29 protein-coding genes and 1 tRNA gene are annotated in these 26,247 nt (G+C 44.4%); 5 read left to right on the top strand and 25 right to left on the bottom strand.

Going from position 1 to position 26,247, the window contains the following annotated elements:
• Positions 1–3: 3 nt before the first annotated feature.
• The 17 genes from tatA to gpmI all read right to left on the bottom strand — a co-directional run bounded on the left by tatA (position 4) and on the right by gpmI (position 14,287).
• Complete coding sequence (gene tatA / locus CCVT_RS01880) at positions 4–216, bottom strand: twin-arginine translocase TatA/TatE family subunit (protein WP_009651014.1); 213 nt, start codon at positions 214–216, stop codon at positions 4–6.
• Positions 217–270: 54 nt separating this feature from the next.
• On the bottom strand, positions 271–882 hold the full coding sequence (gmk, locus tag CCVT_RS01875; RefSeq protein WP_018137007.1) for a guanylate kinase: 612 nt from the start codon (positions 880–882) through the stop codon (positions 271–273).
• Positions 883–2,460 (bottom strand): hypothetical protein, encoded by a 1,578-nt coding sequence (locus CCVT_RS01870; protein WP_018137008.1) that lies wholly within the window; start codon positions 2,458–2,460, stop codon positions 883–885. It lies immediately after the preceding gene.
• 59 nt (positions 2,461–2,519) lie between these two features.
• On the bottom strand, positions 2,520–3,281 hold the full coding sequence (gene fliR, locus CCVT_RS01865) for a flagellar biosynthetic protein FliR (RefSeq protein ID WP_018137009.1): 762 nt from the start codon (positions 3,279–3,281) through the stop codon (positions 2,520–2,522).
• Between the two features lie 133 nt (positions 3,282–3,414).
• Positions 3,415–4,062, bottom strand: coding sequence for an ABC transporter ATP-binding protein (locus CCVT_RS01860; protein ID WP_018137010.1), 648 nt, complete (start codon positions 4,060–4,062; stop codon positions 3,415–3,417).
• A complete protein-coding gene (gene tsf / locus CCVT_RS01855) occupies positions 4,063–5,127 on the bottom strand; it encodes a translation elongation factor Ts (RefSeq protein WP_018137011.1) in 1,065 nt (354 codons plus the stop codon).
• Positions 5,127–5,918, bottom strand: a complete 792-nt coding sequence (gene rpsB / locus CCVT_RS01850) for a 30S ribosomal protein S2 (RefSeq protein ID WP_026175525.1) — start codon at positions 5,916–5,918, stop codon at positions 5,127–5,129. The genes tsf and rpsB overlap by 1 nt, the downstream gene beginning before the upstream one ends.
• 169 nt (positions 5,919–6,087) lie before the next feature.
• Positions 6,088–6,648 carry a tetratricopeptide repeat protein gene (locus tag CCVT_RS01845; RefSeq protein WP_018137013.1) on the bottom strand — a complete coding sequence of 187 codons (561 nt, stop codon included), beginning with the start codon at positions 6,646–6,648 and terminating at the stop codon, positions 6,088–6,090.
• A gap of 38 nt (positions 6,649–6,686) precedes the next feature.
• On the bottom strand, positions 6,687–7,451 hold the full coding sequence (locus tag CCVT_RS01840) for a DUF4198 domain-containing protein (RefSeq protein WP_018137014.1): 765 nt from the start codon (positions 7,449–7,451) through the stop codon (positions 6,687–6,689).
• 72 nt (positions 7,452–7,523) lie between these two features.
• Entirely contained in the window at positions 7,524–7,739 is a 216-nt protein-coding gene (locus CCVT_RS01835; RefSeq protein WP_018137015.1) for a hypothetical protein, read from the bottom strand.
• 27 nt (positions 7,740–7,766) lie between these two features.
• The gene (locus tag CCVT_RS01830; RefSeq protein ID WP_018137016.1) at positions 7,767–8,468 is read right to left on the bottom strand and encodes a polyphenol oxidase family protein; all 702 of its coding nucleotides are present in this window, start codon (positions 8,466–8,468) and stop codon (positions 7,767–7,769) included.
• A complete protein-coding gene (locus CCVT_RS01825; protein WP_018137017.1) occupies positions 8,468–9,073 on the bottom strand; it encodes a riboflavin synthase in 606 nt (201 codons plus the stop codon). The genes CCVT_RS01830 and CCVT_RS01825 overlap by 1 nt, the downstream gene beginning before the upstream one ends.
• A 292-nt stretch (positions 9,074–9,365) precedes the next feature.
• Complete coding sequence (accA, locus tag CCVT_RS01820; RefSeq protein WP_018137018.1) at positions 9,366–10,301, bottom strand: acetyl-CoA carboxylase carboxyl transferase subunit alpha; 936 nt, start codon at positions 10,299–10,301, stop codon at positions 9,366–9,368.
• Position 10,302: 1 nt separating this feature from the next.
• Complete coding sequence (locus CCVT_RS01815) at positions 10,303–11,514, bottom strand: beta-ketoacyl-ACP synthase II (protein ID WP_018137019.1); 1,212 nt, start codon at positions 11,512–11,514, stop codon at positions 10,303–10,305.
• 38 nt (positions 11,515–11,552) lie between these two features.
• Positions 11,553–11,786 (bottom strand): acyl carrier protein, encoded by a 234-nt coding sequence (gene acpP, locus CCVT_RS01810; protein ID WP_011991865.1) that lies wholly within the window; start codon positions 11,784–11,786, stop codon positions 11,553–11,555.
• Between the two features lie 92 nt (positions 11,787–11,878).
• A complete protein-coding gene (fabG, locus tag CCVT_RS01805) occupies positions 11,879–12,622 on the bottom strand; it encodes a 3-oxoacyl-ACP reductase FabG (RefSeq protein ID WP_018137020.1) in 744 nt (247 codons plus the stop codon).
• Positions 12,623–12,826: 204 nt separating this feature from the next.
• On the bottom strand, positions 12,827–14,287 hold the full coding sequence (gpmI, locus tag CCVT_RS01800; RefSeq protein WP_018137021.1) for a 2,3-bisphosphoglycerate-independent phosphoglycerate mutase: 1,461 nt from the start codon (positions 14,285–14,287) through the stop codon (positions 12,827–12,829).
• A gap of 75 nt (positions 14,288–14,362) precedes the next feature.
• On the opposite strand from gpmI, the gene mraY reads away from it, so the two are divergent.
• From mraY to CCVT_RS01780, 4 genes are all read left to right on the top strand, one after another.
• Positions 14,363–15,427: a phospho-N-acetylmuramoyl-pentapeptide-transferase gene (gene mraY, locus CCVT_RS01795; protein ID WP_018137022.1), complete on the top strand. Its 1,065-nt coding sequence runs from the start codon at positions 14,363–14,365 to the stop codon at positions 15,425–15,427.
• Positions 15,428–15,578: 151 nt separating this feature from the next.
• Positions 15,579–16,832 (top strand): UDP-N-acetylmuramoyl-L-alanine--D-glutamate ligase, encoded by a 1,254-nt coding sequence (gene murD, locus CCVT_RS01790; protein WP_026175526.1) that lies wholly within the window; start codon positions 15,579–15,581, stop codon positions 16,830–16,832.
• A gap of 117 nt (positions 16,833–16,949) precedes the next feature.
• Positions 16,950–17,025, top strand: a tRNA-Phe gene (locus CCVT_RS01785).
• Between the two features lie 146 nt (positions 17,026–17,171).
• Positions 17,172–18,317: a hypothetical protein gene (locus CCVT_RS01780; RefSeq protein ID WP_018137023.1), complete on the top strand. Its 1,146-nt coding sequence runs from the start codon at positions 17,172–17,174 to the stop codon at positions 18,315–18,317.
• Here CCVT_RS01780 and CCVT_RS01775 read toward each other — a convergent pair.
• From CCVT_RS01775 to CCVT_RS01740, 8 genes are all read right to left on the bottom strand, one after another.
• The gene (locus tag CCVT_RS01775; protein WP_018137024.1) at positions 18,314–18,910 is read right to left on the bottom strand and encodes a hypothetical protein; all 597 of its coding nucleotides are present in this window, start codon (positions 18,908–18,910) and stop codon (positions 18,314–18,316) included. The genes CCVT_RS01780 and CCVT_RS01775 overlap by 4 nt on opposite strands.
• Positions 18,911–19,036: 126 nt before the next feature.
• On the bottom strand, positions 19,037–19,927 hold the full coding sequence (nrfD, locus tag CCVT_RS01770) for an NrfD/PsrC family molybdoenzyme membrane anchor subunit (protein ID WP_018137025.1): 891 nt from the start codon (positions 19,925–19,927) through the stop codon (positions 19,037–19,039).
• Positions 19,928–19,939: 12 nt separating this feature from the next.
• Positions 19,940–20,584, bottom strand: a complete 645-nt coding sequence (locus CCVT_RS01765; RefSeq protein WP_018137026.1) for a TorD/DmsD family molecular chaperone — start codon at positions 20,582–20,584, stop codon at positions 19,940–19,942.
• A 10-nt stretch (positions 20,585–20,594) separates the two neighbouring features.
• Positions 20,595–21,146, bottom strand: a complete 552-nt coding sequence (locus CCVT_RS01760; protein WP_018137027.1) for a 4Fe-4S dicluster domain-containing protein — start codon at positions 21,144–21,146, stop codon at positions 20,595–20,597.
• 127 nt (positions 21,147–21,273) lie between these two features.
• Positions 21,274–23,562, bottom strand: coding sequence for a molybdopterin-containing oxidoreductase family protein (locus CCVT_RS01755; RefSeq protein ID WP_018137029.1), 2,289 nt, complete (start codon positions 23,560–23,562; stop codon positions 21,274–21,276).
• Positions 23,563–23,586: 24 nt separating this feature from the next.
• A complete protein-coding gene (locus tag CCVT_RS01750; RefSeq protein ID WP_020404931.1) occupies positions 23,587–24,480 on the bottom strand; it encodes a hypothetical protein in 894 nt (297 codons plus the stop codon).
• Positions 24,481–24,490: 10 nt separating this feature from the next.
• On the bottom strand, positions 24,491–25,180 hold the full coding sequence (locus tag CCVT_RS01745) for a disulfide bond formation protein B (RefSeq protein ID WP_020404932.1): 690 nt from the start codon (positions 25,178–25,180) through the stop codon (positions 24,491–24,493).
• 10 nt (positions 25,181–25,190) lie between these two features.
• Positions 25,191–25,358 carry a hypothetical protein gene (locus tag CCVT_RS01740; protein ID WP_018137030.1) on the bottom strand — a complete coding sequence of 56 codons (168 nt, stop codon included), beginning with the start codon at positions 25,356–25,358 and terminating at the stop codon, positions 25,191–25,193.
• A gap of 339 nt (positions 25,359–25,697) precedes the next feature.
• Between CCVT_RS01740 and luxS the strand changes: the two genes are divergently transcribed.
• Positions 25,698–26,213, top strand: a complete 516-nt coding sequence (gene luxS, locus CCVT_RS01735) for an S-ribosylhomocysteine lyase (protein WP_018137031.1) — start codon at positions 25,698–25,700, stop codon at positions 26,211–26,213.
• Positions 26,214–26,247: the final 34 nt, after the last annotated feature.

Raw genomic sequence — 26,247 nt, 5'->3', positions numbered from 1 at the left:
AGCCTAGGCGTTTTTAGTGGTTTCTTCTACTTTTGCATCGACAACGTCATCGCCCTTTTTCTCGACCTTCTCTATAGGCTTGTCATCTTCCATCTCGGCTTTGAAGCTCTTGATGCCTTTGCCAAGTCCTTTTGCGAGCTCAGGTATCTTTTTAGCCCCGAAAAGCAATACGATTATCACAAGAATAATAAGTAATTGATTGACTCCGATAGCCATTTTTTCTCCTCATTTAAAATTTTTACGAAATCTTAGCATAAAATTCTGAATTTTCTAGCAGTCTATCCAGCTATCAACGGTTTGACGTAAATTTATGTTTGCGCTCTTTAGCCTCATCGCGTGCACCACAGATTTTAGCCCGCGATAGCTCTTTTCTATGTCGTCATTTATCAAAAAATAATCATACTCTAAGATATGCTCCATCTCACCGACTGCGTTCATCAGGCGGTTTTCTATCGTTTCAGCATTGTCTGTGCCACGATTTTGCAGACGTCTTTTAAGCTCTTTTTTATTTGTAGTCGTGATAAAGATCGACGTGATGTAGCTTTTAAACTTTTCAAGTGCTATATGAAAGCCCTGCACATCGATGTCAAAGATCACGATCTTGCCGTCATTTAGCGCAGCCAGAACGGGCTTTAGACTAGTGCCATAAAAATTTTTATGCACCTGCGCCCATTCTAGAAATTCTCCGTTTTCTATGCCTTTTTTAAACTCATCCTCGCTTATAAAATAATAATCCACGCCCTCTTTTTCGCCGTCTCTGATCGCTCTTGTCGTGCTTGAGATAGAAAAGCACAGATCCCTCTCCTCTTTTAAAAGCCTGTTTAAAAGAGTGCTCTTGCCGCTACCGCTAGGCCCTGAAACAACTAAAATTTGCCCCTGCAATTACTTTTCCTCAAAGCTTATGTTTATCTTGATATTCATATCTTTCAGCGCTTCTTTGATCGAGCTTTCATCAAGCGAGCTGGTTATATGCTCGGTTATCTTTTTAGTAAGCTCCGCTTTGATATCCTGCGGATATTTACCGCTTTTCTCCTTTTTTGTGGCAGACGCTTCGCCCTTTAGCCCAAAAGCCTTTAGCATATCCGCCTCATCTATCTCGTCTATGCTGTTTGGCGGCGTATTTTCGCTTAGCTCGTCTGAATTTAGATCGGCCGCTTCTTCAAGCTTTGCGTCCAGATCGCTTTCATCTATCACTTCATCTTGTAAAGCTACCTCTTGCTGCGGCTCATCAGTGTCCTCGTTCGTTTCATCGACGATTTGTATCTTAGGCTCGTCTTGGTCTAAATTTTCATCACTCAAGGCGGAATTTATCAGCTCGTCATTAAGCTGCGCATCATCGATCTGCTCGTCTAAATTTAGATCTGACGCTTCCTCGAGCTTGGCGTCCAAAGTATTTTCATCTATCGTTTGAGCGACCTCGGTGCTAAATTCCTCATCGCTACCGTCAAAGTCATCGGCAAGCGTATCGACCAGATCGTCTTTCACCTCGCTCTCTTCGGGCTCGTCAAAGTCACTCTCCTCGGCCGCGGCGCTCTCGTCTAAATTCTGTAAATTTTCCTCTTCTTTTAAATCATCTAGCGCTTCGATCTCATTTAGAGCGTTTTTCGTAGCGTCTATATCGCTTACAAACTCGTCTTTAGGCTCATTTGATACGTCATTCATAGCATCAAATTTCGTCTCATCATCAGACTTTGGCTGGGCTGAAATTTCATCTTGATCGCTATGTTTTGGCGTATCGTCCATATTCTCTATCTCATCTACTAGCGAGCTTAGCTCGTTCATGTCGCTGTTATCATCATTTTGAGGCAGTAGGTCTTTTACAAGATCATCATCGTCAAAGCTATCTTGCGAGGCTAAATTTTGCTCCGCCTCACCCGCGTCCAAGACCTTCTCTTCAAAGTCAGTCTCGTCAAGCTCGATCTCATCGGCCAGCTTGTCCGCATCCTCGGTGCCATCCGTAGCGGACTCATCCTCCTCGCCAAGATCAAGCTCATCAAGCTTTATATCCTCAAGATCGATGTCATCTATGTTTAGATCGGCCTCTTCTTGTAGCTCTTCATCGATCTTTGGAAGCTCGAAATTCTCATCTTCAAGCTGTGCTGCATGCGTATCGTCAAAGTCGCTAAAATCGCTCACCGCATCGTCTTTTACAAAATTTGCAGCACTAGGCTTGCTTTGTTCAAAAATATTTATAAATTCCGTCGGTAAAAACGGCTTTTCAAGCAAAGTCGTTGCAAATTCCGGCTTTTGTCCGCCACGAGGCACGAGATACATGACACTATCAAAACCGCTAAAGTCAAAATCGCCTGTATCGATGTCACTATCGACGATAACGTAATCAAAGCTATGATCAAGACCGCTGATATCGTCAAATTCAGTATATTGTGCGCCGATCTTGTTTAGGCTCAAAGTTATCAAACGCGAAACGGCAGGGTTTTTATTTACGAGTGCAACTTTCATTATCTCTCCTTTGCCTGAAAGACTTATTTTATGATAAATTTCATTGTGCTTTTCTTAATTTAAAAAAACAAATTCGGCAAATCGTTAATAATTTGTAACAGCATATCGCCGACTATTTTCATCATACCCGCTAAAATCGCGATCAAAACGGCAAATCCGATCGTGATCTTTATCGGATAGCCCACGACTAGCAGGTTAAACTGCGGCATCGTTTTCATAAGCATCCCAAATATCGAGTCCGAGAGCAAAGAGAGCGCAATGATCGGAAAAGATAAAATAAAACCGAACATGAACAAATTCGCAAAAATTTTTAAAGCGTAGCTCATCACCCCAGCCCTTGGATAAAAGTCGCCTAAAGGTACATGTGCAAGGGAAGCAGCGTAAAACTGCAGCAGCAAATGATGACCGTCAAACATCAAAAACGTAAGAAGGGCGAGGAAATTTATCATATTTGCAATGACCGGCGAGCTTACTCCAGTTTGTGGATCTAGCACCGTCGCCATCGAAAATCCCATAACCATAGAGATTTGCTCTCCAGCCATCTGAAGCGTAGCAAACACGATCGTGAGCATCAGTCCCGCGCAAAGACCCAGCATCGCCTCGCTCAAAATTTCGACGAATAAAAAATTTATGGCATGTTCGTGCGCGTGTGACATCGGAAAAAAGACGATACAAAGCATAAAAACCAGCAAAGTCCGCGCCGTGAGCGGGATCTGGTTATGCGAGTAAAACGGAAAAAAGACGATGAGTCCGCTAAGACGAGCGAACAAAAGCATGAAGGTGATCGCTCTATCAGCGCCAAAAAACGAAACTAGCTCCATATCTCTCTTTTGTTTTTTGACGGAATTTTAGCCCGTTTTGAATTTCATATAGATAAATTTATTTTTTGATCTTGCAACGAGACTTCGTCACGAGCAAATAAAGCGATATCTTATAGAAATTTGGCGTCAAAATTTAGGATGAAATTTTGGATAATTCTTTGTTTTCCAGTTTGTAGACGTTGTCGCATTTAAGCGCGAGCTCATTATCGTGCGTGACTAATACGAGCGCAGCGTCGTTTGCTTTGATATAGTTAAACAGCGTCTGCATCACTTCAAGGGCGGTCTGCTTGTCTAAATTTCCGGTCGGCTCGTCGGCAAAGATAACACGGGGCTTTTTAGTCAGCACCCTAGCGATCGAAATACGCTGCTGCTGCCCGCCGCTAAGCTCGCCTACCTTTTGATTTAGCACATCTGAAATTTTTAGTGCTTCAAGCTGGCTTTTATCGATAGGCTCTTTTGCCAAGATGCTTGCAAGCTCGATATTTTCATGTGCGTTAAAGCCTTTAAAAAGATAGTGGGCCTGAAATATGATACCAAATTCGAGTCGACGAATCTTTATAAGCTCGTTTTGAGAAAGTGAATAAAGAGATTTGGCGTCATAAACGACTTCGCCGGTTTTTGGCTTTAAAAGAGTCGAAAGTATGTGTAACAGTGTCGATTTACCGCAGCCGCTAACACCTAATATAGCGGCACTCTCGCTACTATTAAGCGTAAAATTTACATTTTCAAAGAGCGTATAATCATACGCAAAGCCTAGATTAGACGCTCTTAAAATTTCCATTTAGCCGATTTGCGCCGCTACTTCAGCCGCAAAGTCATCGACTTTTTTCTCTAGTCCCTCGCCAAGCTCGAAGCGGACGTATTTTACGATCTCGATCTTACCGCCAAGCTCTTTGCTCTTTTCAGCGACCACTTGCTCGATCGTTTTTTTATCGTCCATGACGTAAAACTGGCCTAGAAGCGTTAAGCGCTGATCCAAGATCGTATTGTCAGCGTAAAATCTCTCGATCTTGCCCGGGATTATCTTATCCCAAATTTTCTCAGGCTTGCCCTCGGCTTTTAGCTCCTCTTTAATCTCGTTTTCAACACCGGCTAGAATTTCAGGAGTGATCTGAGACCTACTGGCAAAACGAGGTATATGATGAAGCGGCTTGCCAAGGCGCTTTAGCTCCTCGTTTTCCTTTTCCAGCTCTGCTTTTAACGCGATGAATTCTTTTTCGACAAAGTCCTTCTCAAGGTCTTTGTAGCTTATCACGGTTGGCTTCATCGCAGCTGCATGCATGCATAGATTTCTGATAAATTCAGCCGCTTTTTGCGCGACCTCTTCACTCTGGCACGCTGCGCCTATGAGCACGCCCACGCGTCCGTTTGAATGCACGTAGCCGTTTACTACGCCTTTTTCATCGGCGCTTATGGTTTCAAACCTGCGAACGACCAAATTTTCACCGATAGTTGCGATCTGAGTTTTGAAATATTCTTCAAATTTCACGCCGTTTAGCGTGCTTTCGTTTAGCTCTTCAACGCTTGTGATACCTTTTGCTTGGATATGAGCCGTAGTATCTTTTGTGAGCGCTTGAAACTGCGGATTTCTAGCGACGAAGTCGGTTTCGGAATTTATCTCGCTTATAGTCGCTTTTTTGCAGTGCTCGCAAACCTCGACGCTTACTAGCCCTTCGCTAGCTAAACGGTCCGCCTTTTTCGCAGCCTGACCAAGACCCTTTTCGCGAAGTATATCGACGGCCTTTTGCATATCGCCATCAGCCTCGCTCAAAGCCTTTTTGCAGTCCATCATACCAGCTCCCGTGCTTTCACGGAGCTCTTTTACCATTTGTGCAGTGATTTCCATTATTCATCATCCTCGCTGGCGAAATCTTCCTCGCTCATCGCCTCTGCAACGACCGCGTCTTTTTCCTCTTGGCTCACTTCGGCGTCATCTGCATTTGCTTCGCTATCTTGCTCAAGAAGCGATTTGCCTTCGTTTATCGCCTCAGCCATCTCTTGGCAGAAAAGCTGGACTGAGCGTATCGCATCGTCATTGCCGGGGATAGGGTAGTCTACCACGTCAGGATCGCAGTTTGTATCTATCGGTGCGACGACTGGCATTTTTAGGCGGTTTGCCTCTTGAACGGCGATCTTTTCTTTAACGGTATCGACGATAAACACCATATCAGGTAAATTTTTCATATTGCGGATACCGCCAAGCGTAGCGATCAGCTTCTCTTTTTTGCGGCGAAGCATTAGCGCTTCTTTTTTAGTCAGTAAATTTATAGAGCCGTCTTCTTCCATCGTCTCGATGACCTCAAGCTTGCGGATAGACTGACGGATAGTGCCGAAATTTGTCATCATACCGCCTAGCCAGCGATGATTGACATATGGCATGCCGCATTTTTCTGCATACTCTTTGATCGCTTCGACCGCTTGCTTTTTAGTACCCACAAAAAGGATAGTCTTGCCCTCGGCGGCCGCGTCGCGAACGATGTTGTAGGTATAGCGGAAATAACGGATCGTCTTTTGTAGATCTATGATATAGATACCTTTTCTCTCTCCAAAGATAAATTTTTTCATCTTTGGGTTCCATCTGCGTGTTTGGTGTCCGAAGTGAACGCCACACTCTAGTAAATCTCTCATTGTGACCATGAGTTTGCTCCTTATGGGCTTTGCCCGAAATTTAGGTTTATCCTCCACACCCATTAACAAAATTTTGAAATTTTGCAACCAAATTTTAGGACTGGTGTGTGTGAAATAAGGCTTGGATTATACTGAAATTTTTCTAAAATTAAACTAAATTTAAGGGCGTAAATTTAGGCTAGCGTTCGCACGCTTTTTCATATTTCAGCTCGCAGGCGCGTTTTAGAAATTTTACGGATTTTGCTTCGTTCCTTTTTACCATATCTCCGCTCTTGTAGTAAGTCCCCAGCACGAAACACGCCGTGCCGTCGCTCTTTTTACACCCTTCCTCGTAAAGACCGATCGCTTTTTTACGCGAATTAAAGCCGCCTTCTAGTCGGTAAAGATCGCCCAAACTCGTGCAAGCAGGCCCGTATCCGCCTAGACAAGAGCGCTTGAAATAAATCACCGCCGTCCTAACGTTTCGCTTGACTCCGCTTCCGCTGTAATATATCTCTGCTGCCCTGAAGCACCCGAGCATATTGCCTCTTTCGCATAGATAAATAGGCGTTTTGCTCACGCCCTTGTAAATTATCCTTACCGGCGGCTTTTGTTGTTTATGCTCGGTTTGAGGCTGCTTCGTATCGGGCGAGGTTTGCTCGTGTTTTGTTTGCGATGATAGCTCTACGCCCTGCGAGCCCTGAGCCAAAGCCTGCAAAAAGGCCGATAATATCAGCAAACTAAACACGATTTTTCTCATTTTTTTCCTTTAAATTTCAGGCGAAATTTAGCGTAAATTTACTTCAAAGAAAATTTAAAAGTGCTCTCATAGACGTTCTCGTCGCACTCGGAGCTATCTTTATACGCAGTTTTATAAAGCACGCTCACCGCATATTCGCCGGCCTTGAAAAGCTTGATGTTTATGCGCCCGTTTTTATCGGTCTTGCCCCAAAATGCGCGCTGCTCGTTATCATGCGTATTTTCAAGATATGGCGATATGACGCCCACATCCACGCCTGCAAGCGGCTTGCCCTCAAACAGCACCTGCATGCCAAAAAACTCGTCTACGGCGAAATTCGCAGGGTTGCTAAGCGGGACGATCTCTAGCGTCTGACCTATCGGCTTTACGACGCTTTCATCGGCCACTCCGACGTTTAATACCGCTTTGGCACTCATTTTGGCCAGCTCGCAGTACTTCACGCCTTGACCGTTTTTCCTGTTCGTTTGCATCTGCCACTTGCCGTCAGACATTTGGCTCCAAAACGTCGGTTTATATTCGCCAACGACGATATACGATCCCTTGGCTACCTTTTTGCCCTCGAAGTTGAAATTCTCGCCCTTTTGTTCGACCTCGAATTTCTGGCCGTTTTTTAAAAGATATGGCGTCTGGAAAAGTTGGACGCGCTTTTGCGAGATAGGCTCTACGCCCGGGAATTCATGCCCGTAGCCTATTTGGATGTTTAAAACCTCGTCATTTGAGGCATTTAGCCAAAAATCATGCGCACCGGCCGATGTCAAAATACCGCCAACGATCAACGCAAAAGCACTCTTGCTAATTTTCATAACACTCTCCTATTTTGAATTTGGAAGTCAAAATAGTAGCGTAAATTTTATTAAATGCAACTAAGTTGCACATTATTTACTAAGCTGGGTATCTTCTTCTATTTTCATTAAAATTTTAAAAATTTCCTCGATCTTTAGGCGCTCACTCTCGTTTAGCTCCATTTTATCAGAGTTTAGAAAGCTCTTTACGATAGCTTCGTTTTGTAAAATTTCAACGTCAAATTTTCTAGCATTTTGAACTATTTTCAAAGCTCTAAGGTCTTGATTTTTAAAATTTTCATAAGCCAAATTTACTGCCTTTAACCGATCTTTTTATCATTTTAGCATCGCAAATCCGCAAAATCGCCCCGTTACGCCATCTCTCCGGTATGAAAAATACCGCTCGTCGCAGTGCGTGCAAATTTTGCTAAATTTAACCCTCACACCAAGTGCGGCGAATTCATCTTTGAGTGCGGCGTTCATGTCAAATTTGCCGCCGTTTTTGTAGCGCTCAAATTTACCTAAATTTAGCTCACCCACCTCGTAGCAGTCCCCTTTTATATTTGCTCCGACAAATGCGCGCAGATCGCAGCTTTGGCAGCCAAATTCGCTTTTCATTAGCTTGACCGCGTTCGTGCAGATTTGCCCCACGACGCCTGCTCTGCCTACATGCACGGCAGCCACGACGCCACGCACGCTATCAGCGATCAGCACGGGCGAGCAGTCCGCGACCAAAACGCAAAGCATGGCGCCTTTTAGATCCGTGACGAGCCCGTCGCAAGGCGGTAGCTCATCATTTAAATCGCGCAAAATTCGCACCTCGTTTGAGTGGATCTGCTTCATAAATTTTAAATTTTGCAGTGGCAGGCCTAAATTTGAAGCTAAAATTTCACGATTTTTCGCGACGTTTTGTGACAAGTCACCCACGTGATCCCCTAAATTTAGCTCCGCATACGCCCCGACGCTCACTCCGCCAAAACGCGTGGTAAAGCCAGCCAGCACGCGCTCATCTTCAAACGCAACGTCTAAATTTAACATCAATAAAGGCTCGCGATGTGATCGATCTGCTCCCACGTCACGGGCTTAAAGCCCAGCTGACGCGCGACGTAGCGGGCGAGCATATCGCTCTCGACATTGACGCGGCGTCCCACTTTGAACTCGCAAAATAGGCTCTCGCGAAAGGTAATTGGGATGATCGTTAGGCGAACGCCGTTTGCCAGCACCTCGTTTATCGTCAGGCTCACGCCCTCGACCGCGATACTGCCCTTGTTTGCCATGAGGTGCATCACGCTGGCGGGTAAATTTATGAAAAAATCAACGCCATTTTCGTTTTTCACGATGCGCGCGACCTCGCCGATAGCGTCGATGTGCCCTTGCACGAGATGACCGTCCAGTCTGTCATTTAGCCTCATGGCTGGCTCGATATGCACGCGTCCTTTTAGATTTTCCGTCGCGACGATGGCTCTGGTCTCGGCACTTAGTTCCACGCTAAATCCGTCATCATAAAGCCCGACTACGCTAAGGCACGCACCATTTACCGCGATGCTGTCACCTAAATTTGGCTTGTAGCCAGCTTTCAAACGTAGCAAATTTTGCGAATAGCTCGCGACCTGCGCGATCTCTCGTATGAGTCCGTTAAACATTGTTTCTCTTTGTTATTTTTTGTAGAAATTATAGCGACTAAAGGTAAAAAGGCTATAAATTTAAGGCTCTGTTACAATAAATCATTGATACTTGCTTCGCAAACCCTGTTCGCTCCGCAAAGCACCGAACATATAGCACGATTTTCGCGTTCAGCCTTTGGCTTCTCTGAAAATCGGCGGTGATAGCGTCGCTTCACAAGGTTTGACTTCGCTTTGAGAGTTGAAAATCAATGAAACATTTTAACAGAGCCAAATTTAAAAGAGCAGACGCCGCTAGCGCGGTCATCTTAATTTATTCTTCGTATGCGCCGACGGATAAAATTTTATCGATCCTCTTTGCGACGAGCTCATCGATGCTAAGCTTTTCAAGCTTCTCGAGCTTTGATACGAAATAGATCGCCAGCTCTTTTGCCGCATCGTCTTTGTCTCTGTGAGCTCCGTTTATCGGCTCTTTTATGACATCGTCGATGAGCTTTAGATTTTTAAGATCGTCAGCCGTGATCTTCATGGCTTTCGTAGCTTGCTCTTGTTTGGAGGGATCGTTCCAAAGTATCGCGGCACAGCCTTCAGGAGAGATCACTGAAAATACGGAATTTTTCATCATCGCTAGCTTATCCGCTACTCCGATGGCTAGCGCTCCGCCACTTCCACCCTCGCCGATGACTACTGCTATTGTAGGGACTTTTAAATTTGCAAACTCGAAAAGGTTACGTGCGATAGCCTCGCTCTGACCGCGCTCCTCTGCGCCAACGCCAGGATATGCGCCCGGGGTGTCTATAAGAAATAAAATAGGAAGGTTAAATTTTTCAGCTAATTTAGCAGCTCTCAAAGCCTTGCGGTAGCCCTCAGGATGAGGCATACCAAAATTTCGCCTAAGTTTATTTTTCGTTCCTCGACCCTTTTGCTCGCCTATCACCATCGCCTTTTTACCGCCGATGTAACCGACGTAGCAGACTATGGCCGGGTCGTCGCGAAACGCTCTATCTCCGTGAATTTCATACGCATCCATCAAAAACGACCTGATATAATCTATCGCGTAAGGGCGATCAGGATGGCGCGCCAGCTGTAACCGCTGATACTCGTTTAGGTTTTTATAAACCTTTGCGACCTCTTTTTCTAAATTTTTATTTAAAATTTCGACGGCATGCTCGTCGCCTTTTATCCTGGCGTTTGCTATATCGTCGTCTATTTGTTTGATACTCTTTTCAAAGTCTAAGTAGCTTGACATCTTAGTCCAACTTCTTAAATATCACACAGCCGTTCGTGCCACCAAAGCCAAACGAGTTGCTCATAACGACTTTGAGCTCAGACCTTCTGGCTGTATTTGGGACGTAGTCTAGATCGCAGTCAGGATCAGGAGTAGTGTAGTTTATAGTTGGCGGGATAATCCCGTTTCTCATAGCCATGACAGATATCACAGCCTCGATCGCGCCCGCTCCGCCTAAGCAATGTCCGATCTGACCTTTCGTCGAGCTGACAGGCGGACAATCTTTACCAAAAAGCGTTTTTAAAGCAGCCGTTTCGTTCTTGTCGTTTACTGGCGTCGATGTGCCGTGTGCGTTTATGTAGTCGATCTTGACATTACCGGCCATATCCCACGCTTGCTTCATCGCGCTAAGCGGCCCCTCAAGCGTCGGAGATGTGATATGATAAGCATCGCCACTCTCGCCAAAGCCTATGACTTCAGCATAAATTTTAGCTCCTCTTGCCTTTGCCGACTCGTACTCTTCGAGTACAAGCGCTCCAGCCCCCTCTCCCATGACAAAACCGTCACGATCTGCGTCAAATGGTCGCGAAGCTTTTTGCGGGTCGTCATTTCTGGTAGAAAGCGCCTTCATCGCAGCAAAACCGCCTATGCCTATACCGCAAATGGTCGACTCTGCGCCGACTACCAGCATCTTTTGGGCCTGGCCTATCATTATACACTTTGCCGCTTGCGAGATAGCGTGCGTACTGGCCGCACATGCGGTCACGCTAGAGAGGTTAGGTCCTTTTAAGCCGTGGTTTATCGACACGATACCGCCAAGCATATTTACGAGAGCAGAAGGTATGAAAAACGGGGAAATTCTCTTGACACCTTTTTCAAAAAATGTGATCGAATTTTTCTCGATATTTGGCAAGCCACCGATACCTGCGGCCGAGCTGACGCCAAATTTAGAGCCGTCAAATTCTTTAAAATTTGCATCGGCCATCGCCTCGTTAGATGCTTTTATGCCAAGTTGTATGAAACGATCGACCTTTTTGACCTCTTTCCCGTCAAGAACGCTACTTGGATCAAAGTCCGTTATCTCAGCGGCGATCTGAACAGGAAACTCGCTGACATCAAACGATGTGATATGCTTTACACCGCTTTTGCCATCACAAATAGCCTTAAAAGAGCTCTCTTTATCAAGCCCGAGCGCATTGATCATGCCAATGCCTGTTATAACGACTCGTTTCAATACATCTCCTTAAATCAAACTATAAAGCAAATTTTAAATTATTTGCCAAGCTTTTCTATATAATTTACAACGTCAGCGATGCTTATGAGCTTCTCGGCCTCAGTGTCTGGAATTTCAACTTCAAATTTCTCCTCAAGTGCCATCACAAGCTCGACAACATCAAGCGAATCCGCACCAAGATCCTCGATGATCTTCGACTCCATTTTCACTGCCTCAGGATCTACACTTAGTTGCTCAACAACAACATCTCTAACATCATCAAAAACTGCCATTTCAGGTCTCCTTATAAAAAATGTCTGTCATTTTATAATATTTACGCTTTTATTTATTTTAAACTCATAAATTAACGCAAAATTAAATTTATCTACATATAAAGTCCGCCATTGACTTTTAGCACGTCGCCAGTGACGTAGCTAGCGTGATCGCTGAGCAAAAACGCCACTGCATTTGCGACCTCTTCGCCCTTGCCAAGGCGTTTTAGCGGGATGTTCGCTTCATACGCAGCTTTTACTTCGTCGCTTAGCGCGTCCGTCATATCCGTCGCGATAAAGCCTGGAGTCACGGCGTTAAAGCGCACGTTCCTGCTCGCAGCCTCTTTGGCGAAGCTCTTCGTCATCGCTATCATGCCGCCCTTGCTCGCAGCGTAATTGACCTGCCCGGCATTGCCCATCTCGCCCACGATCGAGGCGATATTCACGACCGCACCGAAGCGTTTTTTACTCATTATCTTTAAAGCCTCGCGCGAACCAATGAAGGCGCTCGTCAAATTTGCATTTATCACGCCCGTAAATTCATCGGTCTTCATGCGAAGCGCCAGTTTGTCGTTCGTTATGCCGGCGTTATTTACGAGGTAGCTTAGCTCGCCGTCGCTATCCACGATCAAATTTATGCCTTTGATAAACTCGTCCTCGTCCGTCGCGTCAAATTTAACGACCGCAGCCACTCCACCAGCCGACTCGATCTCGCTTTTGAGCGCGTCTGCGACCTCGGGCTTTGAGCGGTAGTTTATCCACACCTTTAAGCCCATTTTTGCCAAAACCCTTGCCGTATCGGCTCCGATACCGCGACTCGCACCCGTGATGAGCACATTTTCCCCGCTAAATTTCATGTTTTTCCTTTTAAAGTAAATTTAAATTTTAAATTAAAAAATCAATAATCACAAGGCGAAGTATTTTCTTAAAATCATAAAAATGCAAAGTATTTTTAGATGGATTTAAATGTTACGAAGAAATTTTCGACGGAGATAAGGCGTGTAGCCCATCGACCGAGAAAATTTCAAGCTCATTTAAAGACACTAAAAAGACAAAGCATTTTAAAACAAAGCTTCGTCCATTTCGGCGGGTTTTTCTAATCCCACTAACCTAAGCACCGACGCGGCGATATTATTCAGCCCGCCGCTTCTCACCGCTCGCACGCCCTCGCCCATGATAAAGCACGGCACGTCGTAGGTCGTGTGATTCGTGAGGATTTTACCCTCCGCGTCGCGCATCTCCTCGCAGTTGCCGTGATCGCTCGTGATGATGAGCGCGTAGTTTCGCTCCTTTGCCTTTACCACGATCCGCCCCAGCGCCGTATCCACCGCCTCGACCGCCTTTACCGCCGCGTCAAAATCGCCCGTATGTCCGACCATATCGCCATTTGCAAAATTTACCACGATAAAGTCCTGTCCGTCATCCATACCTTTTATCACCGCGTCGCACACGGCAAGCGCGCTCATCTCGGGCTTTTCGTCGTAGGTTTTGACCTTCGGGCTTGGGATCAAAATCCGCGTTTCGTTTGACACTAGCTCCTCAACGCCGCCGTTAAAGAAAAACGTCACATGCGCGTATTTCTCGGTCTCGGCGGTATGCAGCTGCGTTAGTCCCGCATTTGCGATGACTTGCGCCAAAGTGTTTTGCAGTCGCTCGTTTTCAAAAAGCACAGGAAAAGCGAAATTCGCGTCGTATTCGGTCATCGTTAGCAAATTTTTCACCGCAAAAGGTCGGACAAATTCGCTAAAATTTTCCGCTCCCAAAGCCGCGCAAATTTCACGCGCACGGTCGTTTCTAAAATTTATAAATATCACACCGTCATTTTCGCCGATACCGCGAAAGCCGTTAAAGCTCGCAGGCACGATAAACTCGTCCGTCACGTCATTTTCATAGCTTTGCATGACGTATTCAAAGGGCTCGATGGCTTGCGGATTTTCGCCCATCATCGCCTCGTAAGCGAGCTCCACTCGCTCCCAGCGTTTGTCGCGATCCATCGCGTAAAATCGCCCGCTGATGCTCGCGATCTTAAATTTAGCCTGCAAAGCTTTGATGAAATTTAGTCCGCTTTTTGGGCTCACGTCGCGCCCGTCGGTGATCGCGTGAGCGTAAATTTCGCATCCGTTCGCGCTCGCCAGCTCGCACATACCGTCAAAATGGCTAAGGTGCGAATGCACGCCGCCGTCGCTGTAAAGCCCGATGACATGGATGGTTTTGCATTTTTTAAACAAATTTAAAAGCTTCTCGCTCTTTGCCAGCGAGCCGTTTTCAAACCCGAGCGAAATTTTGACCAAATTTTGATACAAAACCCGCCCGCTACCGATACACATGTGCCCTACTTCGCTGTTTCCCATCTGCCCCTCAGGCAAACCGACCGCAAGCCCTGATGTTTTGATGAGTGCATTTGGCACATTTTTAAAAAGCCACTCGTATGTAGGCTTTTTTGCCGCAGCAAAGGCATTAAATTCGGCATTTTCACTGTGTCCGATGCCGTCAGTTATCACTAATATCGTCTTTTGTTTCATCGCAAATCTCGTAAATTTAGATATTTTTTAACCGCATTATACTAAAATTAGGTTTTTTTAAAATAAAGGCTAGCGTTGTTTTATTATATTTATGAACTATTAAATTTCAATATCTTTCAATACATCACCGTCCGTGCGGGCTTTTCGTTTTTCATCGCATTTGCTCTGACTGTTTATCTCATGCCAAAATTTATCGCATGGGCGAAAGCCAAAAACGCCGCGCAGCCTATCTACGAGCTAGCTCCGCAGACGCACCAAAAAAAGGCGAAAACCCCGACGATGGGCGGGCTTGTTTTCATCGGGGCGGCGGTCTTTGCGACCCTACTTTGCGCGCGGCTCGACAATGTTTTCGTCGTAGCATCCTTGCTTTGCCTTGTCGGATTTAGCGCGCTTGGCTTTAAAGACGATCTAAATAAAATTTTAGGCGGCAAAAATCACGATGGGCTAAGTCCCAGAGCAAAGCTCGCGGTGCAGGCGCTAATCGGGCTTGCCGTCTCGACGCTGCTATATTTTCACGGCGAGCTTGGGAGTAAATTTTACCTGCCGTTTTATAAATTTGCCCTGCTCGATCTTGGTGTGTTCGCGATCGTTTTTTGGACGATTGTCATCGTCGCCGCGTCAAATGCGGTAAATTTAACGGACGGACTTGACGGGCTAGCCAGTGTCCCCGCGATATTTTCGCTGCTTACTTTGGGCGTGTTTGCCTACATCTGCGGACACGCAGTGTTTAGCACGTATTTACTTTTGCCAAAGATCGTGGGCGTAGGCGAAACCGTCATCATCGCAGCCGCGCTGATTGGCTCGCTGATGGGCTTTTTGTGGTTTAACTGCCATCCGGCAGAGGTTTTCATGGGAGACAGCGGCAGTCTCAGCGTGGGCGCATATATCGGACTTATGGGCGTGATGACGAAAAATGAAATTTTACTCATCATCATCGGTTTTGTTTTCGTTATGGAGACGTTAAGCGTGATTTTGCAGGTAGGAAGCTTTAAAATTTTTAAAAAGCGTATCTTTTTGATGGCGCCTATTCATCATCATTTTGAGATAAAGGGCTGGGTGGAAAATAAGATAATCGTGAGGTTTTGGCTGATCGCGATACTAGCAAATTTAATCGCTTTGACGGCGTTAAAGATTAGATAAAAACGGTAAATTTTAGTCTAAAATCTTAAAAATATTCAAGACAGGATAGGCGTAGTTTAGATAAATTTTACAAGCCACAAGAGGGCGGAGTCCGTGACCGCAGTGGTTTGTAAAAATTTATCTAAAATCTGTCAAGCATGGGGAATTATAAATGAAAAAGAGTTTATTTGGTCACGGCGGCACGACCCGCTCGATCGCCAAGTCCGGCGGCTGGCAAATTTACGACGATAAATTTAGTGAAATTTCACGCGATGAGTTTGGTAACGAGCTTTTACCGGTCGGTAAATTTGACGCGGACGAAAGCGAGCTTGAGATCCCAAGCCCTGGTATCCCGCCGCATCACGAGCTTATCAAAAAAGCGCGAAATCTGATAAGCGAATACGACTATTTCGCGGATAAGATGCCGTTTAGCGTGTGGATCAGCGGCACGAACGGCAAGACGACGACGACAAAGATGACGCAGCATTTGCTGGCCAAATTTGGCTCTGTGATGGGCGGAAACGTCGGCATCGCGCTTGGCGAGCTGGACGCGCGCGCGAAGATCTGGGTGCTTGAAACGAGCTCTTTCACGCTACACTACACAAGGCGCGCAAAGCCCGATATCTATGTGCTTTTGCCTATCACGCCCGATCATCTCACGTGGCATGGCGACATGAAAGCCTACGAGCAAGCCAAGCTTAAACCACTTGGCATGATGAGCGAAAACGGTGTCGCTATCCTGCCTGAAATTTACGCCAAAACGCCGACGCTAGCGAAGGTCATCAGCTATAAGGACGAGAGCGATTTGGCTAAATTTTGCGGCGTCAGCACGAGCGAGGTAAAATTTAAAACCCCGTTTTTGATAGACGCGCTTTTGGCTCTGGCGGTGCAGAAAATTTTGCTCGATAGATGCGACGTGAGCGCGCTTAACGAGTTTGTCATCGAGGCGAATAAGCTTGAAGAATTCACCGACCGCTACGGACGTGTCTGGGTCAATGACACGAAAGCGACGAACATCGACGCGGCGGTGCAGGCGATACATCGATACGAGGGTAAATTTTTGCATCTGATTTTGGGCGGCGACGATAAGGGTGTGCAGATGAGCGAGCTTTTCGAGGCTTTACGCGGCGCAAAGGTGCAAATTTACGCGATCGGCTCAAATACGGCAAAGCTCATGGCGCTAGCCGATAAATTTGGCGTGCGAGCGATGGCTTGTGAGTTTTTGGAAGTCGCGGTCAAAAAAATAGATGAAAATTTTAAAAAATCTGAGTTAAATTTGGATATTTTGGGTGTGGCAAATACGGCAATAAATTTAAACGACGCAGACGAAATCGCGCTTCTAAGCCCTGCGGCTGCGAGCCTGGATCAGTTTAAAAGCTACGCTCAGCGCGGGGATAAATTTAAGGAATTTGTGGGGAATTTATAAATTTACTTTGTATTTTGGTTGGCGTTTTAGCTTTTTGTGGCAAATTTGGCGGAAATTTCGCGTCTTTTAAACAATTTTTAAAATTTAAAATTGTATAATCACATTTCTTTTTTAAATGGTTGGATAGCTCAGTCGGTAGAGCAGCAGACTGAAAATCTGCGTGTCGGCAGTTCGATTCTGCCTCTAACCACCATTTACTAGCAAATACTTTCCTAAAATTTATCGATATTAGACTATAAAATATTAAAAATTCGCCCTATATTTCTTATCAAATTACCGATTTTTAAATTTAAATTTCTTATAATAACAAAACTTAAGATTCAAGAGAGATAGATCATTATGGAAAATATTTTTTTAGAATCATACGATGTTTTCAAGGCTTGCACAAACTATAGCGGGTTAAAAACCTACAACGACTTCATGCAAAATAATAAAAAATACTCAGTGACGCGCTGCTACTATGTGATAGTCGTGGATAATGTATTTCTCACTTACGCACATCTGATGATTTACGAAGAGTGCCTTTATCTCTTATCGTCTCAGAACAAGCTAAAAAACGGAGATTTCTCACTTACTATCAAAAAATCAGAACTATCCAAAAAATTTAAAACCGACATATCAAAAAGTGCTACAGAGGCGATAAAACGCCTAAACGAGTTAAAGGATGTCGAAATTTCCATTATCGTAAAAGATAAAATAGAAAAACGAATGAATATAATCCAGTCCATAAGCGTGAGCGACGCTGAAAAATACAGCGATATCCCGGAGGATATAAATATAGTGCTGAATAAGGAATTCTTAAGCCTCTATAGATGCAGCTATATTGATAAAATCGAGTATTTAAACGGATTTAACGTAGAGCAAGGAAGCTTCATAAGATACTTTATACAGCACGAGCTGGACGGGGGTGTAAAAAGCTCGGCGATAATCGACAAGATGAATATCGAATATTTACCGTTTGCCAGAAAAAAGAAATTTGAGCAAGAGATAGCAAATGTTGAATTTTATGACAAAAACGAAAAATATCACGTAAAAGATGGCTTTGTAGTACTTGAAAAGGATCAAATGCAAGTCATCGACAATCAAAATGCGAGCATAGAATTTTTTAAAACTATCTACAAAAGTGTCATGCAAAATTGTAGTAAAAATTTAATCCTTACCAATGAAATTTTGAGCCAATTTTATGGGCGATTCGGTAGCTTTACAAATGCAAATGCGGTTTTTAAGCTCGTTAGCAATATGGAGCTCATGCTAAATCAAAGCTTGCAAAGCGAAAATAGCGAAATTTTTTGTTTTTCACATTTTATCGAAAGTATCGTCTGCAAAAAACAAAATGGCGGATTTAGCATCTATCTTGAACTTAGTCAAAAAGGGTTTGAATACATCATCTCAAGAAGAGCGAATATGGATCTATGGGACATAGAGTCATCAGAATACGGACTGACCGAATATCCCTCAAATTCCTGCCTTATAAGCAAAGGCTAGTCCATACTCTTTAGCTTTTTTATGATATCGACAAAAGCTCCGCTGACTTCATATTCTAAGAGTTTGTTATTTACTTTTATCATTTGAGCGGTGAAATTTTCACTTAAAATTTTCTCAAGAAAGTCCGTAGTATCACTATCTTCGCATATGGGATACATATTTTTCCAGATATCGGTTATCCACCATCCGCATTTTGAGATAAATTCAAACTCATTTAGAAATTTAGTCTTTAACTCCATCGCGATCGCATCGACTTTGCTAATATCACTACTTACAAAATCAAGATGCGTTCCATCTTTTAAATTTATGAAAAGACGGTAACCAAATGATCCTAGATTGTCTTCGTTGCAAATTCTAAATTGAAAAGTCGCATCTTTAAATTTTAAATGCGAGATACAGGTCTGGTGTTTAAAAAGAAAATTTGGAAACGAATTAAACCGTTTATCGTCACTTGCAAATTCCCATGGCAAATCCGTAAATTTCGATTTATATTCACGTATACAAAGAGAAATAAACTCTTTATAGCACTCATCTTCAAATGCAAAAAAATCAAATAATCCTGAATTTTTATCTTGTATGTCCTTAAATTTCATTAGACTCTCCCGTCTTTGCGATCATAAAATATTTTAGCTCATTTCGCATAATAAATATTTAAAATTTTAAAGATGGTAGGTAGCGTAAGGCGAAATTCCACCTTACGCCTTTTAATAAGAAGGAGGTCAGAAAATATAAACGGCGCCGAATATTATAAACGCTCTTAAGCAAAAGCCGCCTATCAATACGCCGATTTCGGTAAATATGCAGCTTTTTGTCTCGCCGCCCGCGACGCAACAAACGCTGCCGTCCTCTAAAGCCTTGCAGGAAGGGCTAAACATCGTTTTAGCTCCGCTAAGCACGGGCGCTACGAGCCCTAATAAAACAAATCCTATCCAAAAGCAAGGTGCGAGCGAACCGGCTACGATCTTATCTATGCTTAGCATCCCCGCCGCCTCGTGCCTGACGCTTGCAAATAGCATAAGGACGGCAAAAATTTCAAACAGCGCTAAAAATGCGTGGAATTTATGCGCCTCGCGGCTTAAATTCGCACCGCCACTTATCAAAGACACCGCATTCGCGCTAAAGCCCGTCGAGATCGCCGAAACGGTAAATAAAATCGGTAGCCAAACGCTAGCCCAAAGCGGTATAGCCTTGATCGCGTATAATAAAAGCCCCGTATAGCCCATCACGCCGATAGCTAAAAACGATCCGAGCGTTAGCAGGGTATCGCAAATTTTACCGCCCTTTTTGATCTGTAAAAACACAAGCAGGCTAACGACGATGAAAAACGTGAGCAGATACGTTCCTATGCTCATCATCGAGACCGGACGCGTATAAAGCTGCAAAATTTTAAGCGGGTTTATCGCCGCGCTCGGAGCCAAGTCGAACAGCAAAAGCACCGTTCCTGCTATTACCAAGGCGGGTGCTAGCAAAAAGCCCGATCTGTAAAATTTCACCTCAAGCTTTCCTAAAAATCCCTTATACGCCAATGTCGAGCATAAAAACGCTCCCGCACCAAGGCCACCCAAAAACAAATAGATAGCGATCAGCCATCCCCAAGTTGATTGTAGCATCGTATATCCTTTCTAAATTTGCAAATTTTTGATCTCTTTTTGCAGATAAAGAGTCAAAAAATCTCCGAAATTTTTCCAAATTTCAAGCTTAGCCGAGCCGTTACAAGCGGCGCAAAACTCGCCAAACCACTGCCTAGGATGAGAGTTTATGAACTCGCCTTTAGCTTTTAGCGTCTCGTAAGCTCTAGCTTCGTTTTCATTTTTAAATTCCTCAAGAGCCCTAAAGCTCAAAAAATAAAGCGCTTCAAGCTCGTATCCGATGAAATCGTCCGGGAATTTATCGAATTTCTCGCCCTCTACTTTAAGCCCGATACTCTCGTAAAATTCCCTGACTTGCATAGTCCTTTTGCTAAACATCGTCTTATACTCGAAATACGCACTCTCGTAAGGCACGGCTTTAGGACGACGAGGACCCACAAAAAGCGTGTTGAATTCATATCGGATCTCGTCAAGCAAATTTTTATCCTCTTTGCACTTTGCAAATTCCTTTATGAATTTATGCTTTTTGAATTCCTCCTGCAAATTTTCACTCGCCGCCAAGAAGCCGTCTAAATTTTCGCTTTTTAGCTCTACTAAAAATAGCCGCCTTAAAAAATCCTCCAAGCAAAGGCTACGATTTAGTTCAAGCTCTAAATTTTCTCGCAAAAAATTTTGCATCTTGTAGCCTTTAGTGAATGAATTCGTTTCGCTTCATCCTAGGATAAAAACGGATATTCGGCTTAGTGAAGAAATGCTTGAATCCTGGCATCTCTTTTTTCATACCGGCGCTATCGCTCACGTCGCTATCTACTAGCTTTAGCACTCCGCACGGACAGCCTGCCACGCACGCGGGCTCCTCGCCTATCTCTATCCTCTCGGCGCAGAGGTTACACTTTTGCACCTTTTCGTCTTTGCCTTTGGTTATCGCGCCGTAAGGGCAAGCCAGTATGCAATATCCGCATCCTATGCACTTATCGTGAAGCGGCTGAACTATGCCGTTTTCTATCTTTATGTAAGCTCCGACCGAACAAACTTCCATACAAGCAGGCTCGTCGCAATGATGGCAAGAGTGCGTTATGAACATCTCCTTTTCGATGCCATCCTCGTGAAAGAGCATCATATCTACGTGTCGCCAGTTGATGTCCGGGTCTTGGTTATGATAAACCTGACACGAAATTTCACACGCTTTGCAACCTATACAAAAATTTTCATCGAATAAAAATCCAAGTTTTCTTTTCATTTTTTACTCCTTATTTTCACAGACAAACAAGCCCGCCTTTACGAGCGAAAGCTCCGCTATATGCACACGCCTAAAGCTACGAATATCACAGGCGCGATCAAAATTTGAAATTTTATTTTCTCGCATCTTACGCCTCCTGTTTAGCGGCTTTTTTCACTTCGCAAAAGCTAGCCGTATATGTCGAGCCGTTGCCCAGATCGCTTACGCCGTCGCTACAAAGGATATTGGCTCCCGTGCGAGAGTTGGTGACCTTTACCCAGATGTTATTCCACGCATATACGATGCCAGGTTGCATCTGCGAAGTCTGAACGGCTGTAAATATCGCCGTGCCTTTTTCGTTCGTAGCCTCTACCGTATCGCCCTCTTTTATACCGCGAGCGCGCATATCCTCTGCGGTCATAAAGAGCTCGGCGTTGCCTTTGACGATGACGCGTTTTAATATATAAGGCATATTTCCCCAGTTCGAGTTATCTTGTAGCTGAGTGCCCGGCGTCATAAAATAAAGCGGATATTTTTTGAGATAATCTTTGCCGAATTTCTCGTTTTTCTCGTAATAATGCCAATCCGTTTCAAGATCGATCACCGGATGATAGCCTGCGTCTTTGAAAGTTTGCGAATAAAGCTCGCATTTTCCGCTCTTGGTTCCAAACACCAATTTATCTTTTGGGGCATACGGATAGTAAGGGAACTGATCTTTCATACTCTCCGGCGTCCTAAAAGGCTTTATCCAGCCGATGGTTTTTAGTTTTTCATAGGTGATATTTTGCTTTTTGGCAAATTCCGTATCTAAAAATTTCCTACAAACCGTCTCGCTATCCCAGTCGAAACACTCTTCGGTGTATCCCATAGCCTTTGCCAACGCGTTAAAGAATTCCAAATTCGTCTTAGCTTCGCCGAGCGGTTTGACGCTTTGAGCGTTGTAGCAGACATATCCTGAAATTTGATCGTTTTGGATATCTTCGCTCTCCATGAAGGTTACACCAGGAAGCACATAGTCCGCGTAATCGCAAGTATCGGTGTCATACGGATCGATGACTACCAAGAAGAAATCGTCGTCCATCACTCGCTTTTTGATCAAATTCGTATTAGGTGCCGTCACCATCAAATTCGAGTTGTAGTTGATACAGGCTCTGATGACCGTATTTAGCGGTTTATCAAGATAGGTCGCGCCCTCTTTTTGGATGCCTTTGCCAAATTCCACATAGCTTACTTGTTGGCGTTCGATCTTTTTGCCGTTTTTGTCTTTTGGCGAGAGATCGGGCATGCAGTTATCAAAGTTAAAGCAGCCTTTTACATGCACATAAGCCCAGAAAAGTCCGCCGCCAAGTTTGGTTAAAGCTCCCACCAGCACGGGCAAAAACGTGACCGCACGAACGAGTCTCGCGCCGTTAAAATGCCTTTGACCGCCGTCTCCGTGCATTATCGCAGGCGCTTTTGCGTGAGCGTATTCGCGTGCAAATACCTTTATCTGATCTACGCTTGCTCCGCACATATCGGCTAGCTCGCCGTAAGTATGAAGCGAACACTCATGCACCAGCTCGTCAAAGCCCATACAGTATTTTTCTACGAATTCGTGATCGTAAAGATCCTCTTCGATAAGCACCTTGCAAACAGCCAGACAAAACGCGGGATCGCTTGAAGGCTTTAGTTGTATAAACATATCGGCTTGATTGGCGAGCGGAATTCTTATCGTATTGATGACTATTATTTTGCCGCCTCTTTTTTTGACGCGGTGAGCGAATCTTATCCAGTGAACGGCAGTGTATGATTCGTTCGAGCCCCAGCTGATATACATATCGCTCTCATCGACTTCGAGCGCGTCTTTTGAAAAGTCCGTCCCTATGACGCTTGGCGTTCCCGCGTATCTAGGCCAGTCGCAAGGATTTCGCACGAGCCTCGTTGCACCGTATTTTTCGAAAAAATTCCCCGGCGCTATGGTCTTTGAGATGTGCCCTTCGTTACCCGAATATACAAATTCCGTGAGCGCTTCGCCGCCATATTGTTCTTTTATCGCCGTAAGCTTCGCGGCTATCTCTTTGAGCGCTTGATCCCAGCTGATACGCTCCCACTTGCCCTCGGTCTTTTTACCGACCCTTTTCATCGGATGCATTATGCGATCGGCGTTATATAGGTGCATGGCGTAGGTGTGTCCTTTGACGCATGCGGTGCCTTGAGTGAGAGGATGGGCGGGATCTCCCTTGATGCCCACCATCTTGCCGTCTACGACTTCGGCTATGAGCGCACAGGCGTCGCGGCAGTTTCTAGGACAGGTGAGATGATGATACGAGACGTTTTCGCCCTTATAGGATTTTGGTTTAAAATCCACCTCGAATTGCTCCATACCAAAAAGCGACGGTGCCGAGCCGGCAACCGCCAGCCCCGCACCCATACCTTTTAAAAACGAGCGTCTTTGCATGGTTTTCTCCTTTTACAGACTTACTTATCTTGAAAATACGAACACTTTATTCTCGTTGCCCTCGCGCGAAAAGATGTAAAATTTATCATCTTTCACGCTGATAGCCCTAGGATCGCTCACGCCGCCGAATCCATACGCGTTTTCTATCTGTTTGGTGGCTAAATTCAGCTCTAAAACGGTAAGGTAGTTTTTGCTGAGTAAATAAGCCTTGTCTCCCTGAATGTCGATACCAGTGATATAATAATCCGCTAAATTCCTATCCTTTTTAAGGCTTAAATTTGAGCCCACGCCCGGCACATACTCCTCAAGCGGCATCTTATCGTCACCGTCAAATACCCCTACGCTCCAGCCGGGACGCACGTCGTTTGGAACGCTTGCGATGACGAATCTATTGGAATTTTCGTCGTAATCCCAATCTAGGATGTATTGCTGTTTAGAGCGGATAGTAAAAAAGCGGTTTTTGTTTGCGAAGTCGTTTAGCCTAAATTTATCCCAGCCCGCTAGCAAATGCCTCCACTGGCTGTCTTGCTCCTTCTTATCCGTCACATCTACGGGCTCATAAAATACGAAGGTTTTGTTAAAACTTATCAAACCGATTTCGTTTTTATACCACGTGGCACCCACGCTCGCTTCCATCTCCATTATAAAATGGCGGTCGTGTTTGCCGTATCTTAAAGGTTTGAAATTCTCATCGGTTACGTAAAATTCGTTATCTTTCGTAGCCAAAGCGAACCGCTTCGTAGCCGCATTGTAATCGGCTCCAGTTATGGCGTTTTGATTTTGTAAATTTAGGCTCATTGTCGCTTCGTTTTTTAACGAAGGAAGATTCTCGAACGCTCCAGCGCCGCTATCAAGAGTAAAACCAAACCCGAAAGCCAAATTTATCGCCGTCATAAGGCATATCAAATTTCTTTTCATTTTTTATCCTTTATTTAGGCAGATCCGGAAGCTCCGGGTTCCAGTCGAATCTAAAATCAAGCGCGCTGTTCCAGTGGTCCTTTTCCCAAAACCATTTGCCGGCATCAAAACTCATCCTAGGCGGCGTACTGGAGCCCAGATACGGCGGCGGACCGGACGTTACGAAAGCCTGGACGCAGTTTGCGCCTACGATAGCGATAAAAACGAGTGTAGCGACCCTGCCAAGCGGTAGATAGGCTAGGAATTTTCCGTATGCGCCCTCTTGCGTCTTTTTCATTATCTCGCCTAAATTTCGGCTAAGCAAAATGATGATCGCTAAAAAGACAAAGACGCAAAAATTTACTACCATGACCCAAAACTGCGTATGAGCGCCTAAAATTTCAAGTCCAAAGCCTTGTTTTATGTCCAAATATCCGCCGAACGTCCCGTCCAAACTATAATGCAAAAAGCCGTTGAAAAGCCCCCAGCACGCCATCAATATAAGCGCCGCGATGTAGCCCGGTCTTGGTCCGTAGCGGACGATGAAAAGCGCGATGAGGCTTATGGCTATCATCGTTATCCTCTCCGCCCAACACATGACGCAAGGGCTATCTCCAAAACCAAATCCAAGTACCACACAGGCGATGCCTACGGGCAGAGCGATGAGTGCGAGCGCCGCAAAAGACATCAGGTTAAAAAATAATTTTTCGTTCTCTTGCATCTTTAGCCTCCTAATAGTTACCTATAGGCACTACGACCCACAAATTCACGTAAAATTCAAGCACTACGAGCAAGGCGCATCCGATCACTGCAAGACTCGTTGCTAGCGCCTTTTTCTCGGGTTTGAAATAAAGCACGATAGCTGCCGCTAAAAAGAGCAGCAATTCAAGAAATTCCATTTTAACTCCCTTCAAAGTATTCTTAAGCTAGCTAATTAATTTTATAAAGAAATAATATTACTATATTTATTAATTTTATCTTAAATATTAAATATTCTTTTAGTAAATATATATTTTTCATATAAGAAATAGGACAAAAATTATATTTTTTAGATTAAATTTATATTTTAAAGGTTTATATAAAATTTTATATCTTACTTTATATAATTAATTATTTATTTTAATAAATAGAGTAATTTCATACGTTAATATACGAATTTATCGATAAAACAAATATCACATTTACCCGAAATTTCAAAATTTTATGTTAGACTTTGAGATTTTAAAAAAGGAGAAAACATGCCACTTCTTGATAGTTTTTGCGTAGATCACACGATCATGAGCGCTCCCGGGGTTCGTCTGGCAAAGACGATGGATACGCCAAAGGGAGATAAAATTTGCGTATTTGACTTGAGATTTTGCAAACCGAACGAAACCATGATGCCAGAGCGTGGCACACATACGCTAGAGCACCTTTTTGCCGGATTTATGAGAGATCATTTGAACCGAGAAGGCGTCGAGATCATCGATATATCGCCGATGGGCTGCAGGACGGGCTTTTACATGAGCGTGATAGGCGAGCCAAGCAGCCAAGAGGTCGCAAACGCATGGGAAGCGTCGATGAAAGACATCATAAATGTTCTAAGCCAAAGCGACATCCCCGAGCTCAACGAATATCAATGCGGAAGCTATAAAATGCACTCCCTAAAAGAGGCTCACGAGATAGCAAATAACGTATTGAAGGCTGGCATCGGGATAATCGACAACGAATCCATAAAGCTTGATCTGCATGCAAAAGGTCTTAAAAAACACTAAAATTTCGGTTGAAATTCTGAAATTTCAACCGACT

Origin of the sequence: Campylobacter curvus (genome assembly GCF_013372125.1) — a bacterium.
In the GTDB taxonomy this organism is placed as follows: domain Bacteria; phylum Campylobacterota; class Campylobacteria; order Campylobacterales; family Campylobacteraceae; genus Campylobacter_A; species Campylobacter_A curvus.
Note: the sequence above shows the minus strand (reverse complement) of the source record. Positions and strands in the feature narration are given on the sequence as shown.